This is a genomic window from Demequina litoralis, from assembly GCF_030418455.1.
Classification (GTDB): Bacteria; Actinomycetota; Actinomycetes; order Actinomycetales; family Demequinaceae; genus Demequina; species Demequina litoralis.
In genome coordinates this window covers 83,745-106,856 of the sequence record NZ_JAUHPW010000004.1, presented here as the reverse complement: position 1 = coordinate 106,856, position 23,112 = coordinate 83,745, and the positions used below count along the sequence as shown (strand labels likewise).

Here is a 23,112-nt window from a genome sequence, read left to right as displayed (position 1 = left end):
CACGCTCACGGTACCGCGGGCACCGCGTGCCGCCTGCCCGCCCAACGTCCCGGCGGCGCCGTCTGTTCCGGCGCCCGCCGTCGTCCGGCGCGGGTCACCCGAGCGCGAGATCGGGCAGCGGCCACCACCACGGCGCGAGCTGGACGTAGACGCCGATCGCGGCGACCAGGATCGCGGTGAGCGCGACGAGCGTCCACGCGGCGCGCAGCCCGCCCGTGGGCGAGACCGCGGCGGCCATGCGGTGGGCGCCGTCGCGCGTGCCCGACATGAACGGCCCGTACGCCATCGCGATCACGGCGACCGCGGCGCCGAGCGCGAGGGCCGCGGCGTGACCGTAGTACTGGGCGTCGGCCGATGCGCCGATCACGTTCCCCGACGACACGAGCCACCACGCCCCCGCGCCGGCGCCGATGCCCAGCGCGGCGGAGGTGAGGATCGCGGGCACGGCCTCGGCGGCGGCCCGCAGCGTGTGCCACGGCAGGCCGATGGTCTGCACCACGGTGTCGGACGTGCGCCGCCTGCCGCGCTTGGCCTCGGCCGCCTGGATCGCGACCGCGCGGCGCCACACGCCCCGGGCGAGGATCGCGACGCCGGCCATCACGAGGAAGGACAGGGTCGGGGCGAGCGGCGCCGCCGCCACGACGACGAGGGCCGCGAGCGCGAGCAGCAGCCGACGGCGAGGGGCGTACGGGCAGGCCTCGCCCTCCTCGTCGAGGTGGTCGAGGTGGTCGAGGTCCGTGCGGTCCTCGTCCCCCTCCTCCTCCCACGGGAGCCGCTCGACCCAGTGCTGCCCCGCATCGTCCGCATCGTCGCCGGGGACGGCGGGGACGCGCTGCTCGCCGCTGGGGAGGACGGCCGTGGCGTCGGGGTCCTCCCAGCCCTCGGCCATGAGTCCGGTCGGCGCGACCGCGGTGGGCGGGAGCGCCGGCATCACGACGGTCGCGCCGCGCAGCGCCGCGACCACGTCCCTCATCCCGGGGCGTCCGGCGACGTCGCGGCCGAGTGCGGCGCGCAGCGCGGGCGCGCCGGGCACTTCGGGAAGGGTGACGTCGTCCTCGAGGGTGCGGCCGATCGCGCCGGAGCCCGAGCCGAAGGGCCCGTGACCGGTCATCGCGAAGGCGACGGTGGCGGCCCAGGACCAGCGGTCGGCCTGCGTGCCGGGCTCGGCGCCGTCGATCACCTCGGGCGCGACGTAGCCGGGCGTGCCGCTCACGAGGCCCTCGCGGGTGAGGCGCGCGTCGTCGGAGCGGTGGGCGAGCCCGAAGTCGATGAGGACGGGGCCGTCGGGACCCATCATCACGTTCGACGGGGTGACGTCGCGGTGGACCACGCCCGCCGCGTGGACCGCCTCGAGCGCGGAGGCGGTGCGGTCCGCGAAGGCCGCGAGCGCGTCGCCCGCGAGGGGGCCGTGCCGTTGCACATGGTCGAAGAGCGTCTCGCCGGGCACGAGCTCGAAGACGACGAAGGTCTCGTCCTCGTCGAGCTCGGCGTCGAGGATGTGCGGGACCGCCGGGTGGCGCAGCGACTGCAGCGCCCGCACCTCGCGTTCGAGGCGCGCGGCGGCGACCTCGTCCTGGCGCGCGTCGACGAGCTTGAGGGCCGCCTGGTGGCCGCCCTGGTCGGCGACCTTGTACACCGATCCGGACCCGCCGGAGCCGAGCCGCCCGAGCACGCGGTAGCCGCCGACGATGTCACCCACCTCGCGCTGCAGCCCGGCCATGTCCTCAACCTACCGGGCGATTCGCAATGACAAAGGTGACGCATGTGACGGCTCCGCCGGTCACATGCGTCACCTTTGTCATGGGCGGTCGGGGGGGTCCCAGGTCCCGGTCGGGGTGTGAGAGTATGGGCGGGCCGGACAGAACCCGGCAGTGTCAAAGTGGACACCACAGCGGCACTCTTCACAACGGATCGTCCGGCACGTACCTGCCGGTGAAGGGAAACATTGGCCATGGCCACCGTTACTTATGACAAGGCGTCGAGGATCTACCCCGGCACCGAGCGCCCCGCAGTCGACCAGCTCGACCTGCAGATCGCCGACGGCGAGTTCCTCGTCCTCGTCGGCCCCTCCGGTTGCGGAAAGTCCACCTCGCTCCGCATGCTCGCGGGCCTCGAGGACGTCGACAAGGGCGCCATCTACGTGGGTGACCGCGACGTCACGCACGTGCAGCCCAAGGACCGCGACATCGCGATGGTGTTCCAGTCCTACGCGCTCTACCCGCACATGACCGTCGCGGACAACATGGGCTTCGCGCTCAAGATCGCCAAGGTCGACAAGGCCACGATCCGTGAGCGCGTCGAGGCCGCCGCGAAGATCCTCGACCTCACCGAGTACCTCGACCGCAAGCCGAAGGCCCTCTCGGGTGGTCAGCGTCAGCGTGTCGCCATGGGTCGTGCGATCGTCCGCCAGCCGCAGGTGTTCCTCATGGACGAGCCGCTGTCGAACCTCGACGCCAAGCTCCGCGTCCAGACGCGTACGCAGATCGCCGCGCTGCAGCGTCGCCTGGGCACCACCACCGTCTACGTGACGCACGACCAGGTCGAGGCCCTCACCATGGGTGACCGCATCGCGGTCCTCAAGGACGGCCTCCTCCAGCAGGTCGGCACGCCGCGCGAGATGTACGACACCCCGCAGAACGTGTTCGTCGCGGGCTTCATCGGCTCGCCGGCCATGAACCTGTCGACCTTCCGCGTCGAGGACGGCTACGCGCTCGTCGGCGACTCGAAGGTGCAGCTCGAGCGCGACACCGTCGCCAACATGACCGCCGACGACAAGGGCGACGTCATCCTGGGCTTCCGCCCGGAGTCGCTCGACCGCGTCGCCCCGAACACGCCGGGCGCGTTCCCGGTCGAGGTCAACGTCGTCGAGGAGCTCGGCTCGGACGCGTTCGTCTACGGCACCCTCCCGACCCCGCTGGCCACCGCCGGCGACGTCAAGGTGGGCGGCTCCGGAGAGGGCATCGTCCGCGTCGACCCGCGCGACGTCCCCGCGAAGGGCGACACCATCTGGGTCACCATCCGCCCGGGCGAGCAGCACGTCTTCTCGTCCGCCACGCAGCAGCGCATCTCGACGCACGCGGTTCACACCGACGCGTCGCGCACGCTCGCGAAGTAAGCCTCACCGCTTCCCGAAGGGGGCGGTCCCGGTTCACGCCGGGGCCGCCCCCTTCGGCGTCCCCGGGGACGATGCGCCCCCACCGGTTCGCTCAGCACGGTCCCGGCGGCGACACGCCGGCCCGGCCGGCGCATCGTCCGCCCGCACACGGCGTGTCGCGTTGGGCGCCGTGCGGAGCAGATCCCCGGACGGTACACGGGGTCCCGGGCGCCTCTCGTTACGCTGGACCCATGCCGCACATCACCGGGGCCGCCGATCCGGCGCTGATGGAGCTCCCGTGGGACATCCCCCTCTCCGCCTGGCCCGAGGACCGCATCGCCGCGCTGCCGAGGGGACTGTCGCGCCACGTGGTGCGCTTCGTCCGCCACGGCGGGAACGTCCTCGCCGTCAAGGAGACCAACCGCGAGATCGCGTACCGCGAGTTCCAGATGCTGCGCGAGCTGGAGCGCATGGAGACGCCCTGCGTGCACGCCGTGGCCGTGGTGACGCGCCGGTTCACGCCCACCGGCGAGGAGCTGTCCGCCGCGCTCGTGACGGAGCACCTCGCGTTCTCCCTCCCCTACCGCGCGCTGTTCTCGACCGCGCTGCGCAAGGGCACGCTCAACCGGCTCATCGACGCGCTGTCGGTGCTGCTGGTGCGCCTCCACCTCAACGGCTTCTACTGGGGCGACGTGTCGCTGTCGAACGCGCTGTTCCGCCGCGACGCCTCGGAGTTCAGCGCCTATCTCGTGGACGCCGAGACCGGTGACCTCCACGAGACCCTCACGTCGGGCCAGCGCGCGTACGACCTCGAGATCGCGACCACCAACATCATCGGCGAGATCCTCGACCTGCAGGCCAACGAGGACCTGGACGAGGGCATCGACCCGTTCAAGATCGGCGAGCGTCTCGAGTCGAAGTACGACAAGCTGTGGGCCGCGCTCACGGAGACCGAGACCTTCGACGCGAACGTGCCGTTCAAGGTCGCCGAGCGCGTGCGCGAGCTCAACGAGCTCGGCTTCGACGTGGGCGAGCTCGACATGCTCTCGACCCCCGACGGCCAGGGGCTGCGCATCCGCCCCAAGGTGGTGGACGCCGGCTTCCACTCGCGCCGCCTCATGCGCCTCACCGGCCTCGACGTGCAGGAGAACCAGGCGCGTCGCCTGCTCAACGACCTCGACGAGTACCGGGTCGTCAGCGCGGGCGGCTACGACGACGAGGCCTTCGCCGCGCACGAGTGGCTCACCTCGATCTTCGAGCCGACCGTCCGCGCGGTGCCGCGCGAGCTACGCGGCAAGCTCGAGCCGGCGCAGGTGTTCCACGAGGTGCTCGACCACCGCTGGTACCTCGCCGAGTCGGCCGGCAAGGACGTGCCGATGCCGGTCGCGACCGCGTCCTACGTGAAGAACGTGCTGCCGCTGCGCCCCGACGAGCGCGCGGTGCTGGGCCGCTCGATCGCCGAGATGACCGCGGAGCTGCCCGCCCTTACCGACGAGGTGGGCACCGAGTTCGTCAAGCGCGACCCGTTCGAGAACGACAACACCTACGCGTGGGGCGAGGTGCCCGCGCCCGAGCCGGGCACCGCGCCTCCGCCCACCGTGCGCCGCGCCACCACCCGCGTCGCGGCCCCCGAGCGCTCGCCCCTTTCGGGCGAGATCGACGAGCGCAACCGGCGCGCGGCGGATGCGGCGGAGGCCGAGAGCGACGCCGCGGAGGCCAGCGAGGAGGCCGGGTTCTAGGCTCGCGCGTTCACCTGTCCACGCACCCGGGGCACTGCTCCACACAAGCCACCCGATGTGAACGGCCACATGCCCGGATCCGGCGCCCGGCGCATCGTCCTGTGTGGAGGGGTCACCGGGCGGTGTGGAGGGGTCCCCGGGCTCAGACCGCCTTGGACGCCTCGTAGAGCGCGATCGAGGCGGCGACCGAGGCGTTGAGGCTCTCGGTGGACGCCGCGATCGGGATCGACACCACCTGGTCGCAGGTCTCGCGCACGAGGCGGGACAGGCCCTGTCCCTCGGCGCCGACCACGATGACGAGCGGCCCGTCGAGCAGGCTCGACTCGTGCAGGTCCACCTCGCCGTCGCCCGCGAGGCCCAGCACGAAGCAGCCGGCCTTCTTGTACTCCTCGAGCGTGCGGACCATGTTGGTCGCGCGCGCCACGGGCAGGCGCGACGCGGCCCCCGCGGACACCTTCCACGCGGCGACGGTCATGCCCGCGGCGCGACGCTCGGGGATGAGCGCGCCGGAGGCGCCGAACGCGGCCGCCGAGCGCACGATGGCGCCCAGGTTGCGCGGGTCCTGGATGCCGTCGAGGGCGACGATGCGCACCGGCGACGGCGCCTCGAGCAGGTCCTGCGGGTGCGCGTACTCGTACGGCGGCACCTCGAGCGCGACGCCCTGGTGCGGCGAGCCGTCGGAGATGGTGTCGAGCGTCGCCTTGGTGACCTCGCGGACCGTGAGGCCCTGCTCGACGGCGAGCGACACGATCTCGGTGACGCGGTCGTCGGCGTCGATGCGGTTGAAGACGCTCAGCTGCGTGGCCTTCATGCCCTCGCGCAGCGCCTCGAGCACGCTGTTGCGGCCGACCACGAGGTCCGATGCGGCCGACGTGCGGTCGCGCGGGGTCGCCCTGGCGACCTTCTGCGGACGCTTGGAGGCCTCCTTCTCGGCGCGCACCTTGGCCTTGTGGGCCTTGTGATAGGGCCGGTCCTCCGCCTTGGGGGTGGGGCCCTTGCCCTCGAGCGCCTTGCGACCGTGGCCGCCGGTGCCGACCGACGCGCCCTTCTTGGATCCCGCGTTACGGGTCGCGCCGCGGCGCTTCGAGTTACCAGCCATGCCTACAAGGGTAAACGGCGCGGGACGGCACCGGCTCCCTGAGCACTCCTCCACACCCGCCGTTCACTCCTCCACACAGGACGATGCGCGGGGCACCCGATCGAGCCGTGTACCCGTTCACATCGGGCCGGCGGTGTGGAGGGGTGCCCGGTTGGTGTGGAGGGGTGACGGGGGGCTGACCTCAGCCCTCGCTCGCGAGCGACCAGCGCGCACCGTCGGCGGCGTCGGCGATGACGATCCCCGCACCGGCGAGGCGGTCGCGGATCGCGTCGGCGGTCGCCCAGTCCTTCTCGGCACGGGCGGTGGCGCGCGCCTCGATGTCCGCCTTGACCAGGAAGTCGAGCGCGGCCATCGCGGCGGTCGAGGCGCCGGCCTTCTCGGTCGCCCACTCGGGGGCGGCCGGGTCGAGGCCCAGCACGTCGAGCATCGCGCGGGCGGCGAGGAGCGCCGCGGCGACCGCCGCATCGTCCCCCGCGGTGAGCGCGGCGTTGCCGGCGCGGACCGTCTCGTGGATGACCGCGAGCGCGCGGGGCACGCCCAGGTCGTCGTCCATCGCCTCGACGAAGGCGGCGGGCAGCTCGGCGGCCGCCACGTCGGCCGCGGACGGCGCCCCTACCTTCTCGGACGCGCGCGTCACGAAGCCCTGGAAGCGGCCCCACTGCGCGGAGGCCTCCTCGAGGGTCTGCGGCGAGTACTCGAGCATCGACCGGTAGTGCACCGCGGCGAGCGCGAGGCGCAGCGCGGCGGGCTCGTGCGTCGCGAGCACCTCGGACACCAGCAGCCCGTTGCCCAGCGACTTCGACATCTTCGCACCCGACTGCGTCACCCACGCCGAGTGCATCCACAGGTGCGCGAAGCCGTAGCCCGCGGCGTGGGACTGCGCCTGCTCGTTCTCGTGGTGCGGGAAGCGCAGGTCGAGGCCGCCGCCGTGGATGTCGAACGCGTCGCCGAGGTACCGCTGCGCCATCGCGGAGCACTCGATGTGCCAGCCCGGACGTCCGGGGCCCCACGGGGAGTCCCACGAGGCGGTGCCGGGCTCATCGTCCTTGCGGGCCTTCCACAGCGCGAAGTCGTGGACGTCGCGCTTGTCCTCGGACGGCGAGTCCTGCGCGGGCGAGAGGTCGTCGAGCGCCTGACGGGTGAGTGCGCCGTACTGCGGGTACGAGCGCACGTCGAAGTACACCGAGCCGCCGTTCTCGTACGCGTGGCCGCGCTCGATGAGCAGGGCGATGAGCGCGATGATCTCGGGGATGTGGCCGGTGGCGCGCGGCTCGGCGGCCGGCGGCCGCACGCCCACCGCGGAGTACGCCGCCTGGAACTCGCGCTCGTGGCGCAGCGCCCAGGCCCACCAGTCCCAGCCGGCCTCGGCGGCCTTGACCAGGGTCTTGTCGTCGATGTCGGTGACGTTGCGCACCAGGGTCACCTGGTAGCCGGATCGCTCGAGCCAGCGCTGCAGCACGTCGAACGCGACGGCGCTGCGCAGGTGGCCTACGTGCGGCGCGCTCTGCACCGTGGGTCCGCACAGGTAGATGCCCACCTTCCCGGGGATGAGCGGCTCGAAGACGCGCTCGTCGCGGGTGGCGGTGTCGTACAGGCGGAGGGTCACGCGCCCAGGCTACCGGTCCCGTGCGTGCAGGCACGATGCGGCGGTCCCGGCCTCCCGCGTCGCCCCCGGCCGGACGTCAGGAGACGGCGACGATCAGCGCGGTCGCGATCGCGGCCACGCCCTCTCCCCTGCCGGTGAGCCCGAGCCCGTCGGTGGTGGTGCCGGCGACGGTCACCGGGGCGCCGCACGCCTCCGACAGGGCCGCCTCGGCCTCGGCGCGACGGGGCGCGAGCTTGGGCCGGTTGCCGATCACCTGGACCGCCACGTTCCCGATCTCGAAGCCGGCCGCGCGCACCAGCCGCGCGCTCTCCGCGAGCAGCGCGACGCCCGCGGCGCCGGCCCACTCGGGACGCGAGGTGCCGAAGTTCGAGCCCAGGTCTCCGAGCCCCGCCGCGGACAGCAGCGCGTCGCACGCGGCGTGCGCGGCGACGTCCGCGTCCGAGTGCCCCTCGAGCCCGGGCTCGCCAGGCCATTCGAGGCCGGCGACCATCAACGGCCGTGAGCCGCCGAACGCGTGGACGTCGACGCCGATCCCGGTGCGGGGCAGGTTCACACCTTCTCCTCTTCCGCGGCGAGCGCCGCGATGTGCTCGGCGAGCGCGAGGTCGCCCGCATGCGTGATCTTGACGCCCCTCTCGTGGCCGTCGGTCGCGACCACGCGGTAGCCGAGCGCGCGGGCGAGCGTCGCATCGTCCGTCGCGGACGAGCCGCCGCGCGCGTGCGCGTCGAGCAGCACCGAGGCGCGGAAGGCCTGCGGGGTCTGCACGATGCGGAAGCCGGCGCGGTCGACCGGGTCGCCGAGCGCCCCATCGGGCCCCGGCGCGGTGACGAGCGTGTCGACCACGGGCACCACGGGGATGGCGCCGTCGGCGCCCGCCTCGATGGCGGCGACCACCGCGCGCATGGCGGCGACGGTCTGGAAGGCGCGGGCCGCATCGTGCACGAGGACGATGTCGGCCGGCTCCGGCGCGAGCGCGGCGAGCCCGGCGTTGACGGACTCCTGCCGGGTGCCGGCGCCGGGGACGATGCGCGCGTCGAGCCCGGCGAGGGCGCGCGCGAAGTCGTCGAGATGGGTGGGCGGCGCGGTCACCACCACGTGGGCGGCGACGCGCGCGATCCGGCGCACGGCGTGCGTGACGAGCGGTTCGCCCGCCACGGCGACGAGCGCCTTGGGAAGGTCGGACCCGAGCCGGGTCCCGTAGCCGGCGGCCGTGACGACGGCCGCGACGGTCACGAGGCGAGGACCTCGTCGAGACGGGCCTCGGCGGCCTCCTCGTCGCACTTCTCGGCGAGCGCGAGCTCCGAGACGAGGATCTGGCGCGCCTTGTGGAGCATGCGCTTCTCGCCGGCGGAGAGGCCCTTGTCGGTGTCGCGGCGGGACAGGTCGCGGACGACCTCGGCCACGCGGATGACGTCGCCCGAGGCGAGCTTCTCGACGTTGGCCTTGTAGCGGCGCGACCAGTTGGTGGGCTCCTCGATGTAGGGCTCCCGCAGGACGCCGAACACCTTCTCGAGACCCGCCTGGTCGACGACGTCGCGGACACCCACCAGGTCGACGTTCTCGGCCGGCACCTCGATGGTCAGGTCACCCTGCGCTACCTTGAGCTTGAGGTAGGTCTTCTCCTCACCCCGGATGATGCGCTTCTTGATGTCCTGGATCTGGGCCGCCCCATGGTGGGGGTAGACGACGGTCTCGCCAACGACGAAGTTCATGGTGGAGTAATCCCCTTCTCGACGGAGTTCTATTCTACCATTTGGCATTTCCCCAATAACAGGCGCATCTTGCCTGGCAGCGGGCCGTTGGTCCTCGCGAACGCGATTTGACGGCATCAAGTGCCCAAAAGGGGCGGGCAGGGGGACCTCGGGCCCGGCGCTCCGGCCGCCCGCACCCGCCGCGGTGCCGCGTCCACGCACGGTGGCCGCCCGTCACGGGGAGCCACTATCCTTCGAGGGACGCAACCCGGAAAGGTCCCCGCCGTGAAGCACCCCGTTCGCCTCCTGCCGCTCGCCGCGCTCGCCCTCGTGGCCGCCGGCTGCTCCGCCGTCAACCCCATCACCACCCAGGACGCGTACGACGCGTCGGACGGCTTCAGCATCGAGTTCGGCGACGTGACGGGCCTCAACCTCATCGTCATCACGGAGGAGCTCGGCTCCCCCGCGGTCCTGATCGGCTCGCTCTACAACTCGGGCGACGAGGACGTGCAGGTCGCCGCCTCGATCGATGGCGAGGGGATCGTCACGGTCGACGTCCCGGCCGGCACGCTCGTCAAGCTCGGCGGCGAGGAGGGCGAGGCGCACATCACCGGCACCTCGACCGCGGCGCCCGGCTCGCTCCAGGAGATCACCGTCCAGACCGACGAGGCCGGCCACGTCGCCGAGTTCGTGCCCGTCCTCGACGGCACGCTCCCCGAGTACGCGGTCGAGCTCGACTCCCTCTAGCCCTCCGCCGGCGTGCACCCCTCCACGCGACCGGTGCACCCCTCCACGCAAGCGAATCCACGCATCGTCCTCTACCAGGCATGATGCACAGAAGCGGGGCCGATGCACACGCATCGGCCCCGCTTCTGTGTGGGGGGATACCCCCGAGGTTTCAACCGAAGCGGCCTGAGATGTAGTCCTCGGTGGCCTTCTCGGACGGCGTGGAGAACATCGTCGGGGTGTCGTTCATCTCGATGAGCTTGCCGGGCTTGCCGGTGCCCGCGATGTTGAAGAACGCGGTGCGGTCGGACACGCGCGCGGCCTGCTGCATGTTGTGGGTGACGATGACGATCGTGTAGTCGTTCTTGAGCTCCTGGATGAGGTCCTCGATCGCGAGGGTCGAGATGGGGTCCAGGGCCGAGCAGGGCTCGTCCATGAGGAGCACGTCGGGCTTGATCGCGATCGCGCGGGCGATGCAGAGGCGCTGCTGCTGGCCGCCGGAGAGCGAGGAGCCGGGCTTGTCGAGGCGGTCCTTGACCTCCTCCCACAGGTTCGCGCCGCGCAGCGAGGACTCGACGAGGTCGTCGGCGTCGGCGCGGGAGATGCGCTTGTTGTTGAGCTTGACGCCCGCGAGGACGTTCTCCGCGATCGACATCGTGGGGAACGGGTTGGGGCGCTGGAAGACCATGCCGACGTGGCGGCGGACCGTCACGGGGTCGACGCTGTCCGCGTAGAGGTTGACGCCGTCCATGAGGACCTCGCCCTCGACGCGGGCGCCGGGGATGACCTCGTGCATGCGGTTGAGCGTGCGCAGGAAGGTCGACTTGCCGCAGCCCGAGGGGCCGATGAACGCCGTGACGGACTTGGGCTCGATCGACAGCGACACGTCCTCCACCGCAAGGAAGTTGGAGTAGTAGACGTTGAGGTTGTTGACGTCGATGCGCTTGGACACAGGAGCTCCGGTTCTGGCTAGCGGCCGGTCTTGGGGGAGAAGTAGCGGGCGATGAGGCGCGCGATGAGGTTCAGCGCCATGACGATGAGGATGAGCACCAGCGCGGCGCCCCAGGCGCGGTACTGCGTGATCTCACCGATGCAGGTGGCGGTGTTGCAGGGCAGGACACCCTTCTCGTACTCGGAGATGATGAACACCGGCAGCGACATCATGCGGCCGTCGAAGAGGTTGAAGTTCATCGAGTCGGTCACGCCCACCGCGACGAGCAGCGGCGCGGTCTCGCCGATGACGCGGGCGATCGCGAGGGTGACGCCCGTGGTGATGCCGGCGATCGCGGTGCGGACCACGACCTTGATGACCGTGAGCCACTTGGGCACGCCCAGCGCGTAGGAGGCCTCGCGCAGCTCGTTCGGCACGAGGCGCAGCATCTCCTCGGACGAGCGCACCACGACCGGGATCATGAGGACCGAGAGCGCGACCGCGCCGACGATGCCGAGCTTGGTGCCCGGCCCCATGATGATCGCGAACAGCGAGTAGGCGAACAGACCGGCGACGATGGACGGGATGCCCGTCATCACGTCGACGAAGAAGGTGATCGCGCGCTTGAGCGCACCCGTGCCGTACTCCACCAGGTAGATGGAGGTGAGCAGGCCGATCGGCACGGAGATGACGGTCGCCGCGATCGTCATGAGGACGGTGCCCCAGATCGCGTGCAGGATGCCGCCGTAGGGCGCCTCGGAGCCGAACACGCCGCGCATGCTCTGCTGGAGGAACTCGAGGTTGAAGCCCGCGTCGAGGCCGTCGGCGTTCGAGATGAAGAAGATGTCGATGCCGTTGACGATCACGGTCACCGCGAGCCAGATCAGCGGGATGACGGCGAGCGCGAACGCGACGTAGATGATGCCGGTCATGCCGGCGTTCTTCAGCCGGCGCGACCGCGAGAGACCGCCGAGGGGCGACAGCGTGGTGGTGGTCGACATCAGTTGGCTCCCGAGAACTCGCTGCGGCGGGACACGACCCAGCGCGCGAGCATGTTGACGAGCAGGGTGATCACGAACAGCGCGAGGCCCATCGCGATGAGCGAGTTCACGCCGAGCGCGTTGGCCTCGGGGAACTGCAGCGCGATGTACGCGGCGATGGTGTTGTGCTGGTTGGGCTGGAGGATGTGCGCCGAGAACGTGAGCCCGGGGCTGATGATCATCAGCACGGCCATCGTCTCGCCGAGCGCGCGGCCGAGGCCCAGCATGGTCGCGCCGATCATGCCGGAGCGGCCGAACGGGAAGACCGCCATGCGGATCATCTCCCAGCGGGTGGCGCCCATGGCGAGCGCGGCCTCCTCGTGCAGCTTGGGCGTCTGGAGGAAGACCTCGCGGGAGACCGCGGAGATGATCGGGATGATCATGATCGCGAGCACGATGCCCGCGGAGAGGGCCACGCGGCCCGTGAAGACCTCGCCGGACTGCGGCGGCGCGAAGATCGGGATCCACCCGAAGTAGTCGGCGAGCCACTGGTAGAACGGCTGGAGGAAGGGCACCAGCACCGCGACGCCCCAGAGGCCGTACACCACGGACGGCACGGCGGCGAGCAGGTCGATGAGGTAGCCCAGGCCCTGCGCGAGGCGGCGCGGGGCGAAGTGCGAGATGAAGAGCGCGATGCCGATGGAGACCGGCGTGGCCAGCAGCAGCGCGATCACCGAGATCAGCACCGTGCCGTAGACCAGGAAGCCGACGATCTCGAGCAGGCTCTGGCCGTTCTCCGGCTTGATGAAGGAGACCTTCTCGCCGAGCTCGGCGGCCGACATCGAGATCGCGGGCCAGGCCTCGACGAGAAGGAAGGTCGCGACGGCGGCGAGGGTGGTGAGGATGAGAAGGCCGGCGCCGGTCGACAGCCACTTGAAGAAGCGGTTGGCCGCGGCGCCGGGGTGGGTGCCGTAGTCGGCCGCGGGTTCAGTCTCTGGCGACTGCTGTGTGGTGGTCACGCGCGGGTCTCCCTTGGTTGCGCACCCATCGTAATGGGCAAGGTGGTGGGCCCACCCGTCGAGGGCGGGCCCACCACCTTCACTGTCCTACGAGGCGCGTCAGGCCGCCGCGATCTCGTCGAGGATCGCGGTGACCTGGGCCGAGAGGTCCGCGGGCAGCGGGGCCGAGCCGGCGGCCTCGGCGGCGGCGGCCTGGCCCTCCTCCGACGCGACGTACTTCTCGAACGCGGTCACGAGCGCACGCTCGGTCTCGTCCTCGTACTGCGAGCAGACGATGTGGTACGAGACGAGGGTGAGCGGGTACGCCGACGAGTCGGTCGTGGTGCGGTCGATCGCGTACGCGAGGTCGTTCTCACCGTTGGCGGACTCCGACAGCGGCGACGCGGCGATGATCGCGGCGGCGGCCTCGGCCGAGTAGGGCACGTACTCCTCGCCGACCTTGAGGGCGACGGTGCCGAGCGAGGCCGCACGCGAGGCGTCGGCGTAGCCGATCGCGCCGTCGGTCGTGCTCACGGTGTCGACCACGGCGGAGGTGCCGTCCGCACCGACCGACTGGTCGGCGGCGGTCGCGAACTCCTTGGTGGCCTCGTACGGCCAGGCGCCGTTCGACGCCTGCTCGAGGTAGTCGGTGAAGTTGTCCGAGGTGCCGGACGAGTCCGAGCGGTAGACCACGGTGATGTTGGTCGACGGGAGCTCGACGCCCGCGTTCTGCGACGCGATGGCCTCGTCGTCCCAGGTGGTGATCTTGCCGTCGAAGATGTTCGCGATGGTCTCGGCGTCGAGGTTGATCGAGTCGACACCCTCGAGGTTGAAGATCACGGCGACGGGCGAGATGTACATCGGGAGGTGGTACGCGCCACCGTCGCCCGAGCAGCGCTCGACCGCGGTCGCGTACTCCGACTCGTCGAGGAGGCCGTCCGAGCCGGCGAACGGCACGGCGCCGGCGAGGAACTGCTCGATGCCGCCGCCCGAGCCGACCGGGTCGTAGCCGACGGTGACGTCGGCGTTGGCGGACTGGAAGCCGGCGCGCCACGCGTCCATGGCGGACTCCTGCGACGAGGCGCCGGCGCCCTGGAGGTTGCCCGAGAGCTCGGTCATCGCGGCATCGGTCGACTCGGCCGACGAGTCGCCGGCGGGCGCCTCGTTCGACGCGGTGCAGGCGGCGAGCGACAGCGAGAGAGCGGCGGCGGTCAGGACGACTCCGCTACGGGTGAAAGCCTTCACTTCGAATTCCTCACGTTTGATCACAGGGGCCGGCTGCTTGCCGGATGACCATCACGGTAGGCAGACCAGGTAACGGTCCGCACGAGGGATTCTGAACTGGGGGTGAACATCCGGTGAACCCGGCGCCCCCGTTATCGAAACGTGACGATGCGCAGGTGGCCAGGGCCCCCCGGTTGCCTCTCCACGCCGGCTCCCCCGCATCGTCCCTCCGCGGGCCATGTGCCCGTTCACAACGGGGCGCTCGTGTGGAGCAGCGCCTCACCCGCGTGGAGGAGCACCCGGGGGGGTCAGGCCTCGAACGAGTACCCGACCCCGCGGACCGTCTGGATGAGCGACGGCTCCGACGGGTCCGTCTCGACTCGGCTGCGGATGCGCTTGATGTGGACGTCGAGGGTCTTGGTGTCGCCGAAGTAGTCGGAGCCCCACACGCGGTCGATGATGACCTGGCGCGGGAGCACGCGGCCGGCGTTCTGCGCGAGCAGGTGCAGGAGCGCGAACTCCTTGGGCGGCAGCGATTGCGTCTCGCCGCCGCGGGTCAGCTGCAGGCGCTCGGGGTCGAGGGTGAGGCCCGCGATGGTGAGCCGCTCGGGCTCGTCGACGATGTCGCGCTGCCCGCCGGCGTAGCGGCGGAGGACCCCGCGGATGCGGGCGACGAGCTCGCGGCCCGAGTAGGGCTTGGTGACGTAGTCGTCGGCGCCGAGCTCGAGGCCGATGATCTTGTCGACCTGGTCGTCCTTCGCGGTCACCATGATGATCGGCACGTCGGAGCGCTCGCGCACCGCCTTGAACACCTCGGGGCCGGACATGCCGGGCAGCATGAGGTCGAGCAGGATGAGGTCCGCGCCGTCGCGCGTGAACGCGTCGAGCCCCGCGGTGCCCGAGGCGGCGAGGTCGACGGCGAACCCCTCCCGCTCGAGCAGGAACTGCAGGGAGTCGCGATACGACTCCTCGTCCTCGACGACGAGGATCCGCGCCTCGGTCATGATGCCTCCTGATGTACGGCCAGCTTGAAGGTGAAGGTGGACCCCACGCCGGGCTCGGACCAGACGGCGACCGATCCCGAGTGCTGCAGGGCGATGTGCTTGACGATGCTGAGGCCCAGGCCCGTGCCGCCGGTGTCGCGGGCACGGGCGGGGTCTGCGCGGTAGAACCGCTCGAAGATGCGCTCCTGGTCCTTGTCCCCGATGCCGATGCCGCGGTCGATCACCGAGACCGAGGCGATGCCGTCGCGCGCGTCGAGCGAGATCGTCACCGGCGTCCCGGCGTCCGAGTACTGGACGGCGTTGTCGACGAGGTTGCGCAGCGCCATGACGAGCAGGTCGCGGTCGCCGTAGACGTCGGGACGCGCCTTGAGGTCGGTGACCAGGCGGATCTCCTTGGCGTCGGCGGCGACCTTGGCCGCCTCGACCGCCTCGTGGACCACGCCGTCGAGGTGGAGCAGCTCCTGGTCGACCACCGAGCCGCCGGACTGGAGGCGCGTGATCTCGATGATCTCCTGGATGAGCTTGGTGAGGCGGCGGGCCTCCTTGCGCATCTTCTTGGCGAACTTGCGCACCACCTCGGGGTCCTCGTACGCCTCCTCGATGGTCTCCGCGAGGAGGCTGAGCGCGCCGATGGGCGTCTTGAGCTCGTGCGAGACGTTGACCGCGAACTCCCGGCGCGACTGCTCGGCGGCGCGGGACTCGGTGTTGTCGTTCACGAGCGCGAGGCACAGCTCGTCGTCGATGGGGGTGACGCGGGCGTGGACGAAGCGCGGGGTGTGGAGGACGCCGCGCTGGACGGCGATCTCCGACTCGATCGTCTCCTCGCGGCGCCACGCCTCCTCGGCGAGGTCCGCGAGCTCGGTGTTGAGCGCGCCGTCGGGTCGCGAGACGCCGAGCGCGGTGGCCGCCTGGTTGCTGAACGCGCTGCGCCGGTCGCGGCGGATCACCACGGCACCCGCCTGCAGCGCCGCCATGAGCTGGCGCGTCCGATGCGGGACGAGGGTGGTCTCCTGCAGCACCTCGCGGCGGCGGAAGTACCCGGCGACGGCGGTGGCGCCGGCCCCGAGGACCAGCCCCAGCGCCAGCGCGACCCACACCTCCGGACTCATGGCGCCACAGTATCCATGGGGCTCCGAGTTCACCCAATGTTCAGGACCGCCACCGATTGTTCACCCTGGTGGGTGGGGCGAAAGTGCGTCGCGCCTGGCTCCGGTGCCAGACTAGGAGCGCTACAGATCAAGGAGAGTCATGCGCACCCTGTTCAACGCCGAGATGGCGGACCTTGCCGAGGACCTCGTCGGGATGGCGCGCCACGTCGAGACGGCGATCACCAAGGCGTCCGAGGCGATCCTCACCGGCAACCTCGACGCGGCCCAGCAGGTCATCGCCGAGGACGAGCAGCTCGACGACCTCGAGACGCAGGTCGACGAGCGCTGCGTGCTGCTCATCGCTCAGCAGCAGCCGGTGGGCCTGGACCTCCGCACCATCATCTCCGCGCTGCGCATCTCCGCCGCGCTCGAGCGCATGGGCGACCTGGCCGCGCACATCGCGAAGGACGTGCGCCGCTCGTACCCCGAGTCGCCGGTCCCGGACTCGCACCGCGAGATCATCGAGGGGATGTGCGCCGCCGCCACCGAGGCCGCCGGCGAGATCATCCGCCTGCTCGAGACGCGCGACCTCAACGTCGCCGCCGCGATCGTCGAGGACGACGACACGCTCGACGCGCTCCACGAGCGTGCCTACAAGAGCCTCACCGACGGCACCTACACGGGCTCGCCGCAGAACACGCTCGACGTCGCGCTGCTCGCGCGCTACTTCGAGCGGTTCGGCGACCACGCGGTGGGCATCTCCCGCCGCATCGTCTACCTCGTCACCGGCGACCACTCGGGCTCCGACGCCAAGATCTGAGCCGACAGGACCGACAGCGAAGCCCCCGACCGTTCGGTCGGGGGCTTCGTCGTTCAGGGGGACGATGCGCGGGCCGGGCCTGAGACGGGCAGCGCCCCGCGCATCGTCCTCCCTGCTACTTCTTCTTGCCCTGGTTGGCGACGGCCTGGATGGCGGCCGCGGCGGCCTCCGGGTCGAGGTAGGTGCCGCCCGGGTTGGTGGGCTTCAGGGTCTCCTCGTCGAGGTGGTAGACGAGCGGGATGCCGGTGGGGATGTTGACGCCCACGATCGCGTCGTCCGCGACGTCGTCGAGGTGCTTGACGATCGCGCGCAGCGAGTTGCCGTGCGCCGCGACCATGACGGTCTTGCCGGCCTTGAGGTCCGGGACCACGGCCTCCTCCCAGTACGGGAGGGCGCGCTCGAGGACGTCCTTGAGGCACTCGGTCGTGGGGATCGGCTCGCCGGCGTAGCGCGGGTCGCCCTCCTGGGTCCACGGGTTGTCGGCGCTGATCTCCGGCGGCGGCACGTCGTACGAACGGCGCCAGATCATGAACTTCTCCTCGCCGAACTGCTCGAGGGTCTCGGCCTTGTTCTTGCCCTGGAGGTCGCCGTAGTGGCGCTCGTTGAGGCGCCAGTTGCGCTTGACCGGGATCCAGTGGCGGTCCGCGGCGTCGAGCGCGAGGTTCGCCGTCATGATCGCGCGGCGCAGGAGCGACGTGTGGAGCACGTCGGGGAGGATGCCCTCCTCCTTGAGCAGCTCGCCGCCGCGCTTGGCCTCGCCCCAGCCCTTCTCGTTGAGGGGGACGTCGACCCAGCCGGTGAACAGGTTCTTCTCGTTCCACTCGCTCTCGCCGTGGCGGAGCAGGATCAGTGTGTAGGTCATGCGGTCAGCCTAGTGCGGACCTCGCGTCCGGCGCGTGGCCAACGTCCCACCTCCCCGCCGTTGACCCCTCCACGCGCGCGGCGCGATACCGCCCCGGGATTCCCGATGTGGGCCTTCACATCGCCCATCTCGGTGGAGGAGCGACTCGGTTGCGTGGAGAGGTCACCGGTGGTCAAATCTCAGTAATGCAGGCCGGGCTCACGACCTCGCCCGCCGCGTAGGGCAGCTCTGCGACGTCGCCGATGCCGCCCTCCGGCGGCATGCCGATCACGTCGGCGAGCGCGAAGGACCGCACGCGGTGGCCGCGCTCCTCCCCCACGAGCAGCCGGTCGCCGACGGCCGCGAAGTGCCGCGGCCAGTAACCCGCGTCGAACGCGCCGCGGTAGGTGAGCTCGCCCTCGGGGGCCACGTCGAAGACCGCGATGACGTCCGCGCCGCGCACGCTCGCGAGCAGCACGTCGCCGCCGTGGCCGGGCACGAGCGCGACGTGGGCGTCCTGCAGCTCGGCGCTGCGGGGCGGCGCGAGGGTCGAGGGCGTCTCGGCGATGACGGTCGCGGTGGACGATGCGTCGTCCCAGCGGAGCGTGCGGAGCCGGTGGTCGAGCTCGCACGTGACATAGAGGAGGTGTCCCCGGACCGCGGCGTGCCGGGGGCCGGCGCCGGGCGGGAGCGTCGCGGCGATGCCGTCGGGCTCGAGCAGGCCGCCGTCGAGGATGCGGTAGCGGCGCAGCTCGTCGGTGCCGAGGTCGACGACGAGCACGTGCCGGCCGCCGGGCGCGATCAGCGAGGAGTGCGCGTGCGGCCCTTCCTGGCGCTCGGCGTTCGGACCCGAGCCGGAGTGGCCGAGCAGCTGGGCCGGCGCATCGTCCACGGGAACGCCGTCCTCCCCGAGCGGGACGACCGCGAGGTCGCCGCTCGAGTAGTGGCTGACGTAGAGCGTGCGCGAGTCGGGCGCGAGGAGGAGGTGGCAGGCGTCGGCGCCGCCGGTCGCGAGGCGCGCGACGATGCGCGGCGCGGCCGGGCGGCGCACGTCGAGGACCACGACCTCGCTCGCGGGCAGCTCGCAGGCCGCGTACACGAGCGGGAGGCGCGGGTGCGCGACCAGGAAGGACGGTGCGGGCAGGTCGATGACCTGCTCCGCGGCGGGGTCATCCGGTCGCGTGGACCGCCAGATCCCCTCGCCCAGCCCGGCCGGGGTGCCGAGACCGGCCGCCGGGTAGGTGCCCCAGAGGAGCGTCACTGTGCGGCGTCGTAGGCCTCACGGACCTTGGCCGGGATGCGGCCTCGCTCCGGGACCTCGACGCCGTTGGCCTTGGCCCACGCGCGGATCGCGGCGGCGTCGCCGCCGGACGAGCGCGCCGACTTGCGGGCGGTCGCCTTGCGCGAGGCCGTGCGGCGGCCCGCGGAGATCCACGGCGCGAGGGCGTCGCGCAGCGCGGAGGCGTTCTGCTCGTTGAGGTCGACCTCGTAGGACGAGCCGTCGAGGGAGAACGAGACGGTCTCCGAGGCGGTGGAACCGTCGATGTCGTCGACCAGGACGACCTGAACCTTCTGCGCCACAGCATTTCCTTTCACGGGAGGTACCGCGATATTCGCATTCCGGAGAAGCGCGCGTCAATTCCTTCCGTGGCGTTTATGGAAAACGCGGCCTGCGTTTAGGGGTGGAAATCGGCGGTTGATGTTTGCCGCGCGCCGATAATCACCACCCTTTACGCCTCCTGGCGCTGCTCCCCCGAGCCGGCCGCCGCATCGTCCCCCGCATCGCCGCTGGTAGCGGGCTGCTCGGGCGCGCCCGCCGGGCCGGACGTGGACGCGGCCTCGCGGGCCGCCTCCTCGGCGTCGGCCTTAGCGAGAGCGGCGCGCTCATTTCGGTCGGCGCGGATGACCGCGCGCATCGCGAACCAGAAGATCAGGCCCACCCCGATCGACGGGATGATGCCGATCGCGACGGCCTGCCAGGTCTCCATCCCGGTCCCCTCAGTCCTCGGTGGGCTTGACGAGCGGGAAGAGGATGGTCTCGCGGATGCCGAGGCCGGTGAGCGCCATGAGCAGGCGGTCGATGCCCATGCCCATGCCGCCGCTCGGGGGCATCGCGTACTCCATGGCGGTGAGGAAGTCCTCGTCGAGCTGCATCGCCTCGTCGTCGCCCTGCGCGGCCATGCGGGCCTGCTGCTCGAAGCGCTCGCGCTGGATGACGGGGTCGACCAGCTCGGAGTAGGCGGTCGCGAGCTCGAAGCCGCGGATGTAGAGGTCCCACTTCTCGACGATGCCGGCCTTGGTGCGGTGGTCGCGCGTGAGCGGGCTGGTCTCGACCGGGAAGTCGCGGACGAAGGTGGGCAGGTAGAGCGAGTCGCCGACGTGGTGCTCCCACAGCTCCTCGACCAGCTTGCCGTGGTTGACGCGCTTGGGGTCGACCGAGATCTCGAAGCGGTCGCACAGCGCCTCGAGGTGCGCGAGCGGCGTCTCGGGGGTGATCTCCTCGCCGAGGGCGTCGGAGAGCGAGCCGTACATGGTGATCTCGGTCCAGTCGCCCGAGAGGTCGTAGTCCGAGCCGTCCGCGAGGGTGACGACCTGGGTGCCGAAGATGTCGTCGGCGGCGCCCTGGACGAGGCTCTTGGTGAGCTCGGCCATCGTGTCGTAGGTGCCGTACGCCTCGTAGGCCTCGAGCATGGAGAACTCGGGGCTGTGCGAGCTGTCCGCGCCCTCGTTGCGGAAGTTGCGGTTGATCTCGAAGACCTTCTCGATGCCGCCCACGGCCGCGCGCTTGAGGAACAGCTCGGGCGCGATGCGCATGTAGAGGTCGATGTCGTACGCGTTCATGTGCGTGACGAACGGGCGCGCGGCGGCGCCGCCGGGCTGCGTCTGGAGCATCGGGGTCTCGACCTCGATGTAGCCGCGGTTGTCGAGGCTCTCGCGGAGGCTGCGGTTGAGCTTGGCGCGGTTGCGGACGGTCTCGCGCGCGAGCGGGCGGGCGATGAGGTCGACGTAGCGCTGGCGCACGCGGGTGTCCTCGGCGAGGTCCTTGTGCAGCGTCGGCAGCGGGCGGAGCGCCTTGGCGGCGACGGCCCACTCGGAGGCGAAGACGGACACCTCGCCGCGGCGCGACTTGATGGCACGGCCCTTGGCGAAGAGGTGGTCGCCCAGGTCGACGGTGCTCTTGAAGGCCGCGAGCGACTCCTCGCCCACCTCGGCGAGCGACAGCATGATCTGGAGGCGCTCGCCGGCGCCGTCCTGGATCGACGCGAAGCAGAGCTTGCCGGTGTTGCGGATGAACACCACGCGGCCGGCGACGCCGACCACGTCCTGCGTCTCCTCGCCGTCCTCGAGGCCCGCGTAGGACGCCTTGACGTCGGCGATCTCGTGCGTCTTGTCGACGGTGGCCGGGTAGGCCTCGCCGCCGTCCGCGATGAGGCGGTCGCGCTTCTCGCGGCGCACGCGCATCTGCTCGGGGACGTCGTCCGTGGTCTCGGGGGCGGGCGCGGTCTGCTCAGTCACGGGGAAGATTCTACGTGGCGTGCCGCGGGACCCGCCCCGCCCGAGCACCTCTCCACGCACCCTCCGCCGAATCGGCCCCGAAGGCACCGAGATCAGGGCTGAGCGGCCTCGTCGCACGCCCTCCGCGTGGAGCAGTGCCTCACGTGCGTGGATAGGTGCTCGGGGCTAGCTCAGGTCGAGGCCCAGGTCGACGATCGGGCTCGAGTGCGTGAGCGCGCCGACCGACATGAAGTCGACGCCCGTCTCGGCCACGTCGCGCACGTTCGCCAGGGTCAACCCGCCGGTCGCCTCGAGCCACACCTTGCCGGTGCCGCCCAGCCCCTGCTCGCCGGCACGGACCTGCTCCACCAGCGCGCGCATCGTCGCCGGGGGCATGTTGTCGAGCATGAGGAACCGGGCGCCGGCCGCGATCGCCTCGGCCCCCTGGGCGGCGTCCTCGACCTCCACCTGGACGGGGACGTCGGGGAAGTGCTCGCCGATGCGGGCGATCGCCGCCACCACCGAGCCGGCCGCGACGATGTGGTTGTCCTTCACCATCGCGCAGTCGAAGAGCCCCATCCGCTTGTTGACGCCGCCGCCCATGCGGACCGCGTACTTCTCGAGCGCGCGCAGGCCCGGCGTGGTCTTGCGCGTGTCGAGGACCTTGGCGGGGGTGCCCGCGAGCGCGTCGGCCCAGCGGCGCGTGTGGGTCGCGACTCCCGAGGCGCGGGACATGAGGTTGAGGAGGGTGCGCTCGGCGATGAGGACCACGTGGCCGGGGCCCTCGAGGCGCGCGATCACGGCGCCGGGCGCGAGCAGGTCGCCGTCCGCGGCCTCCACGGCGACCGTCGGGGCCGGGAGGCCGAGGCGCTCGGCGACCTGACGCATCGTCTCCCCGATCGCGTCGACACCGGCGAGGACGCACTCCTCGCGCGTGGCGACGACGCCGCTGACACGTGCGGAGGCCGGGATCGTGGACTGGGTGGTGACGTCGCGGCCGGGGGCGGCGCCGAGGTCCTCGTCGAGCGCGGTGCGGACCATGCGCGCGAGGGCGTCGGCGTCGAGCGGCGCGTCCTGCGGCAGCTCCTCGGGATGCGGCGTGGAGGTCATGGGGCAATCGTGGCACGCGCGGGTTGCCGCGGGTCTACCGCGGCGGCGTCCACCCTGGCAGACTCCCTCCATGCTCGCCCTCGTCGTGACCGCCGTCGGGTTCTACGTCCTCTACTGGGTGGTGCGCGCCGCCGTGCGCGACGGGCTGCGCGACGCCGACCGGCTCGCGAACGGCGAGAAGCGGTAGGGCGTCTCTCGGCTCGGCGCCGCGGCCACGGATCGCTCCGGGACGGGAGGCCTGGCCGACATATACCCCCACGGGGTATCCTGTGACCCTGTCGCCCGCAAGCCCCGAGGAGGACGCGATGGCCGAGATTCACCTGAGCCCCGAGGACATGGACCCCGTGGTCAAGCGCCTGCGCCGTGCGCACGGCCAGCTCGCGGGTGTGCTGAAGATGATCGAGGACGGCCGCGAGTGCGCCGACGTCGTCACCCAGCTCGCCGCGGTCTCCAAGGCGATCGACCGCGCCGGCTTCTCGATGATCGCGACCGGTCTCGAGCAGTGCGTCAACGCCGGCGAGGACGCCGCGGACGCCAAGGAGCGCCTCCAGAAGATGTTCATGTCGCTGGCCTGAGCCGGCGTCGCCGAAGCGCGCCTTGCTCCCGTCCGGGAGTGGGGCGCGCTTCGCTTTTCCCGGCCGGACCAGGGGCTTCGCAGTCCAGGGA

General features: G+C 71.5%; 23 protein-coding genes. 5 read left to right on the top strand and 18 right to left on the bottom strand.

The genetic code is table 11. From position 1 onward, the window contains the following. Positions 1-94: 94 nt before the first annotated feature. The gene (locus tag QQX09_RS06425; protein ID WP_301132564.1) at positions 95-1,720 is read right to left on the bottom strand and encodes a serine/threonine-protein kinase; all 1,626 of its coding nucleotides are present in this window, start codon (positions 1,718-1,720) and stop codon (positions 95-97) included. A 231-nt stretch (positions 1,721-1,951) separates the two neighbouring features. On the opposite strand from QQX09_RS06425, the gene QQX09_RS06420 reads away from it, so the two are divergent. Continuing rightward, on the top strand, positions 1,952-3,115 hold the full coding sequence (locus tag QQX09_RS06420; protein WP_301132562.1) for an ABC transporter ATP-binding protein: 1,164 nt from the start codon (positions 1,952-1,954) through the stop codon (positions 3,113-3,115). A gap of 230 nt (positions 3,116-3,345) precedes the next feature. Then, positions 3,346-4,833: a DUF4032 domain-containing protein gene (locus tag QQX09_RS06415; protein WP_367307549.1), complete on the top strand. Its 1,488-nt coding sequence runs from the start codon at positions 3,346-3,348 to the stop codon at positions 4,831-4,833. A gap of 142 nt (positions 4,834-4,975) precedes the next feature. Here the strand turns inward: QQX09_RS06415 and rlmB are convergent, their stop codons facing one another. The 5 genes from rlmB to QQX09_RS06390 all read right to left on the bottom strand — a co-directional run bounded on the left by rlmB (position 4,976) and on the right by QQX09_RS06390 (position 9,250). Continuing rightward, positions 4,976-5,932 carry a 23S rRNA (guanosine(2251)-2'-O)-methyltransferase RlmB gene (rlmB, locus tag QQX09_RS06410; protein ID WP_301132561.1) on the bottom strand — a complete coding sequence of 319 codons (957 nt, stop codon included), beginning with the start codon at positions 5,930-5,932 and terminating at the stop codon, positions 4,976-4,978. 181 nt (positions 5,933-6,113) lie between these two features. Next, positions 6,114-7,538 carry a cysteine--tRNA ligase gene (gene cysS / locus QQX09_RS06405; protein WP_301132559.1) on the bottom strand — a complete coding sequence of 475 codons (1,425 nt, stop codon included), beginning with the start codon at positions 7,536-7,538 and terminating at the stop codon, positions 6,114-6,116. Between the two features lie 76 nt (positions 7,539-7,614). Further along, a complete protein-coding gene (gene ispF / locus QQX09_RS06400) occupies positions 7,615-8,091 on the bottom strand; it encodes a 2-C-methyl-D-erythritol 2,4-cyclodiphosphate synthase (RefSeq protein ID WP_301132558.1) in 477 nt (158 codons plus the stop codon). After that, positions 8,088-8,771, bottom strand: coding sequence for an IspD/TarI family cytidylyltransferase (locus tag QQX09_RS06395; protein ID WP_301132556.1), 684 nt, complete (start codon positions 8,769-8,771; stop codon positions 8,088-8,090). The genes ispF and QQX09_RS06395 overlap by 4 nt, the downstream gene beginning before the upstream one ends. Further along, positions 8,768-9,250 (bottom strand): CarD family transcriptional regulator, encoded by a 483-nt coding sequence (locus QQX09_RS06390; RefSeq protein ID WP_062296348.1) that lies wholly within the window; start codon positions 9,248-9,250, stop codon positions 8,768-8,770. Before QQX09_RS06390 ends, QQX09_RS06395 begins: the two co-directional genes overlap by 4 nt. 264 nt (positions 9,251-9,514) lie before the next feature. On the opposite strand from QQX09_RS06390, the gene QQX09_RS06385 reads away from it, so the two are divergent. Then, positions 9,515-9,976 (top strand): hypothetical protein, encoded by a 462-nt coding sequence (locus QQX09_RS06385; protein ID WP_301132555.1) that lies wholly within the window; start codon positions 9,515-9,517, stop codon positions 9,974-9,976. A 151-nt stretch (positions 9,977-10,127) separates the two neighbouring features. Here the strand turns inward: QQX09_RS06385 and pstB are convergent, their stop codons facing one another. From pstB to QQX09_RS06355, 6 genes are all read right to left on the bottom strand, one after another. Beyond that, positions 10,128-10,907: a phosphate ABC transporter ATP-binding protein PstB gene (gene pstB, locus QQX09_RS06380; protein ID WP_301132554.1), complete on the bottom strand. Its 780-nt coding sequence runs from the start codon at positions 10,905-10,907 to the stop codon at positions 10,128-10,130. 17 nt (positions 10,908-10,924) lie between these two features. Further along, entirely contained in the window at positions 10,925-11,887 is a 963-nt protein-coding gene (gene pstA / locus QQX09_RS06375) for a phosphate ABC transporter permease PstA (protein WP_301132553.1), read from the bottom strand. Further along, on the bottom strand, positions 11,887-12,885 hold the full coding sequence (pstC, locus tag QQX09_RS06370; protein WP_301132550.1) for a phosphate ABC transporter permease subunit PstC: 999 nt from the start codon (positions 12,883-12,885) through the stop codon (positions 11,887-11,889). The genes pstA and pstC overlap by 1 nt, the downstream gene beginning before the upstream one ends. A gap of 99 nt (positions 12,886-12,984) precedes the next feature. After that, positions 12,985-14,109, bottom strand: coding sequence for a phosphate ABC transporter substrate-binding protein PstS (pstS, locus tag QQX09_RS06365; protein ID WP_301132548.1), 1,125 nt, complete (start codon positions 14,107-14,109; stop codon positions 12,985-12,987). 287 nt (positions 14,110-14,396) lie between these two features. Continuing rightward, positions 14,397-15,092, bottom strand: coding sequence for a response regulator (locus QQX09_RS06360; protein ID WP_301132544.1), 696 nt, complete (start codon positions 15,090-15,092; stop codon positions 14,397-14,399). After that, positions 15,089-16,201 (bottom strand): sensor histidine kinase, encoded by a 1,113-nt coding sequence (locus tag QQX09_RS06355; protein ID WP_301132537.1) that lies wholly within the window; start codon positions 16,199-16,201, stop codon positions 15,089-15,091. Before QQX09_RS06355 ends, QQX09_RS06360 begins: the two co-directional genes overlap by 4 nt. 139 nt (positions 16,202-16,340) lie before the next feature. Here QQX09_RS06355 and phoU point away from each other — a divergent pair, with 139 nt between their 5' ends. Continuing rightward, positions 16,341-17,000: a phosphate signaling complex protein PhoU gene (gene phoU / locus QQX09_RS06350; protein ID WP_301132535.1), complete on the top strand. Its 660-nt coding sequence runs from the start codon at positions 16,341-16,343 to the stop codon at positions 16,998-17,000. A gap of 115 nt (positions 17,001-17,115) precedes the next feature. On the opposite strand, the gene QQX09_RS06345 is transcribed toward phoU, so the two are convergent. The 6 genes from QQX09_RS06345 to nadC form a co-directional block, all read right to left on the bottom strand. After that, complete coding sequence (locus QQX09_RS06345) at positions 17,116-17,862, bottom strand: phosphoglyceromutase (protein ID WP_301132533.1); 747 nt, start codon at positions 17,860-17,862, stop codon at positions 17,116-17,118. 172 nt (positions 17,863-18,034) lie between these two features. Continuing rightward, positions 18,035-19,102, bottom strand: coding sequence for a lactonase family protein (locus tag QQX09_RS06340; protein ID WP_301132531.1), 1,068 nt, complete (start codon positions 19,100-19,102; stop codon positions 18,035-18,037). Further along, positions 19,099-19,422 (bottom strand): histone-like nucleoid-structuring protein Lsr2, encoded by a 324-nt coding sequence (locus QQX09_RS06335; RefSeq protein WP_301132530.1) that lies wholly within the window; start codon positions 19,420-19,422, stop codon positions 19,099-19,101. The genes QQX09_RS06340 and QQX09_RS06335 overlap by 4 nt, the downstream gene beginning before the upstream one ends. Before the next feature lie 149 nt (positions 19,423-19,571). Further along, entirely contained in the window at positions 19,572-19,829 is a 258-nt protein-coding gene (locus QQX09_RS06330; RefSeq protein WP_301132527.1) for a hypothetical protein, read from the bottom strand. Positions 19,830-19,839: 10 nt separating this feature from the next. Further along, the gene (gene lysS / locus QQX09_RS06325; RefSeq protein ID WP_301132946.1) at positions 19,840-21,303 is read right to left on the bottom strand and encodes a lysine--tRNA ligase; all 1,464 of its coding nucleotides are present in this window, start codon (positions 21,301-21,303) and stop codon (positions 19,840-19,842) included. Between the two features lie 219 nt (positions 21,304-21,522). Next, positions 21,523-22,446 carry a carboxylating nicotinate-nucleotide diphosphorylase gene (gene nadC, locus QQX09_RS06320; protein ID WP_301132521.1) on the bottom strand — a complete coding sequence of 308 codons (924 nt, stop codon included), beginning with the start codon at positions 22,444-22,446 and terminating at the stop codon, positions 21,523-21,525. A 314-nt stretch (positions 22,447-22,760) separates the two neighbouring features. Between nadC and QQX09_RS06315 the strand changes: the two genes are divergently transcribed. Beyond that, positions 22,761-23,021 carry a metal-sensitive transcriptional regulator gene (locus QQX09_RS06315; protein ID WP_082099639.1) on the top strand — a complete coding sequence of 87 codons (261 nt, stop codon included), beginning with the start codon at positions 22,761-22,763 and terminating at the stop codon, positions 23,019-23,021. The last annotated feature ends 91 nt before the right edge of the window (positions 23,022-23,112 follow it).

Coding starts and splice junctions, on each gene's coding strand:
- QQX09_RS06425 (WP_301132564.1), bottom strand. CDS start 1,720: ATGGCCGGGCTGCAGCGCGAGGTGGGTGACATCGTCGGCGGCTACCGC.
- QQX09_RS06420 (WP_301132562.1), top strand. CDS start 1,952: ATGGCCACCGTTACTTATGACAAGGCGTCGAGGATCTACCCCGGCACC.
- QQX09_RS06415 (WP_367307549.1), top strand. CDS start 3,346: ATGCCGCACATCACCGGGGCCGCCGATCCGGCGCTGATGGAGCTCCCG.
- rlmB (WP_301132561.1), bottom strand. CDS start 5,932: ATGGCTGGTAACTCGAAGCGCCGCGGCGCGACCCGTAACGCGGGATCC.
- QQX09_RS06390 (WP_062296348.1), bottom strand. CDS start 9,250: ATGAACTTCGTCGTTGGCGAGACCGTCGTCTACCCCCACCATGGGGCG.
- pstA (WP_301132553.1), bottom strand. CDS start 11,887: ATGTCGACCACCACCACGCTGTCGCCCCTCGGCGGTCTCTCGCGGTCG.
- QQX09_RS06360 (WP_301132544.1), bottom strand. CDS start 15,092: ATGACCGAGGCGCGGATCCTCGTCGTCGAGGACGAGGAGTCGTATCGC.
- QQX09_RS06355 (WP_301132537.1), bottom strand. CDS start 16,201: ATGAGTCCGGAGGTGTGGGTCGCGCTGGCGCTGGGGCTGGTCCTCGGG.
- phoU (WP_301132535.1), top strand. CDS start 16,341: ATGCGCACCCTGTTCAACGCCGAGATGGCGGACCTTGCCGAGGACCTC.
- QQX09_RS06345 (WP_301132533.1), bottom strand. CDS start 17,862: ATGACCTACACACTGATCCTGCTCCGCCACGGCGAGAGCGAGTGGAAC.
- QQX09_RS06330 (WP_301132527.1), bottom strand. CDS start 19,829: ATGGAGACCTGGCAGGCCGTCGCGATCGGCATCATCCCGTCGATCGGG.
- lysS (WP_301132946.1), bottom strand. CDS start 21,303: ATGCGCGTGCGCCGCGAGAAGCGCGACCGCCTCATCGCGGACGGCGGC.
- nadC (WP_301132521.1), bottom strand. CDS start 22,446: ATGACCTCCACGCCGCATCCCGAGGAGCTGCCGCAGGACGCGCCGCTC.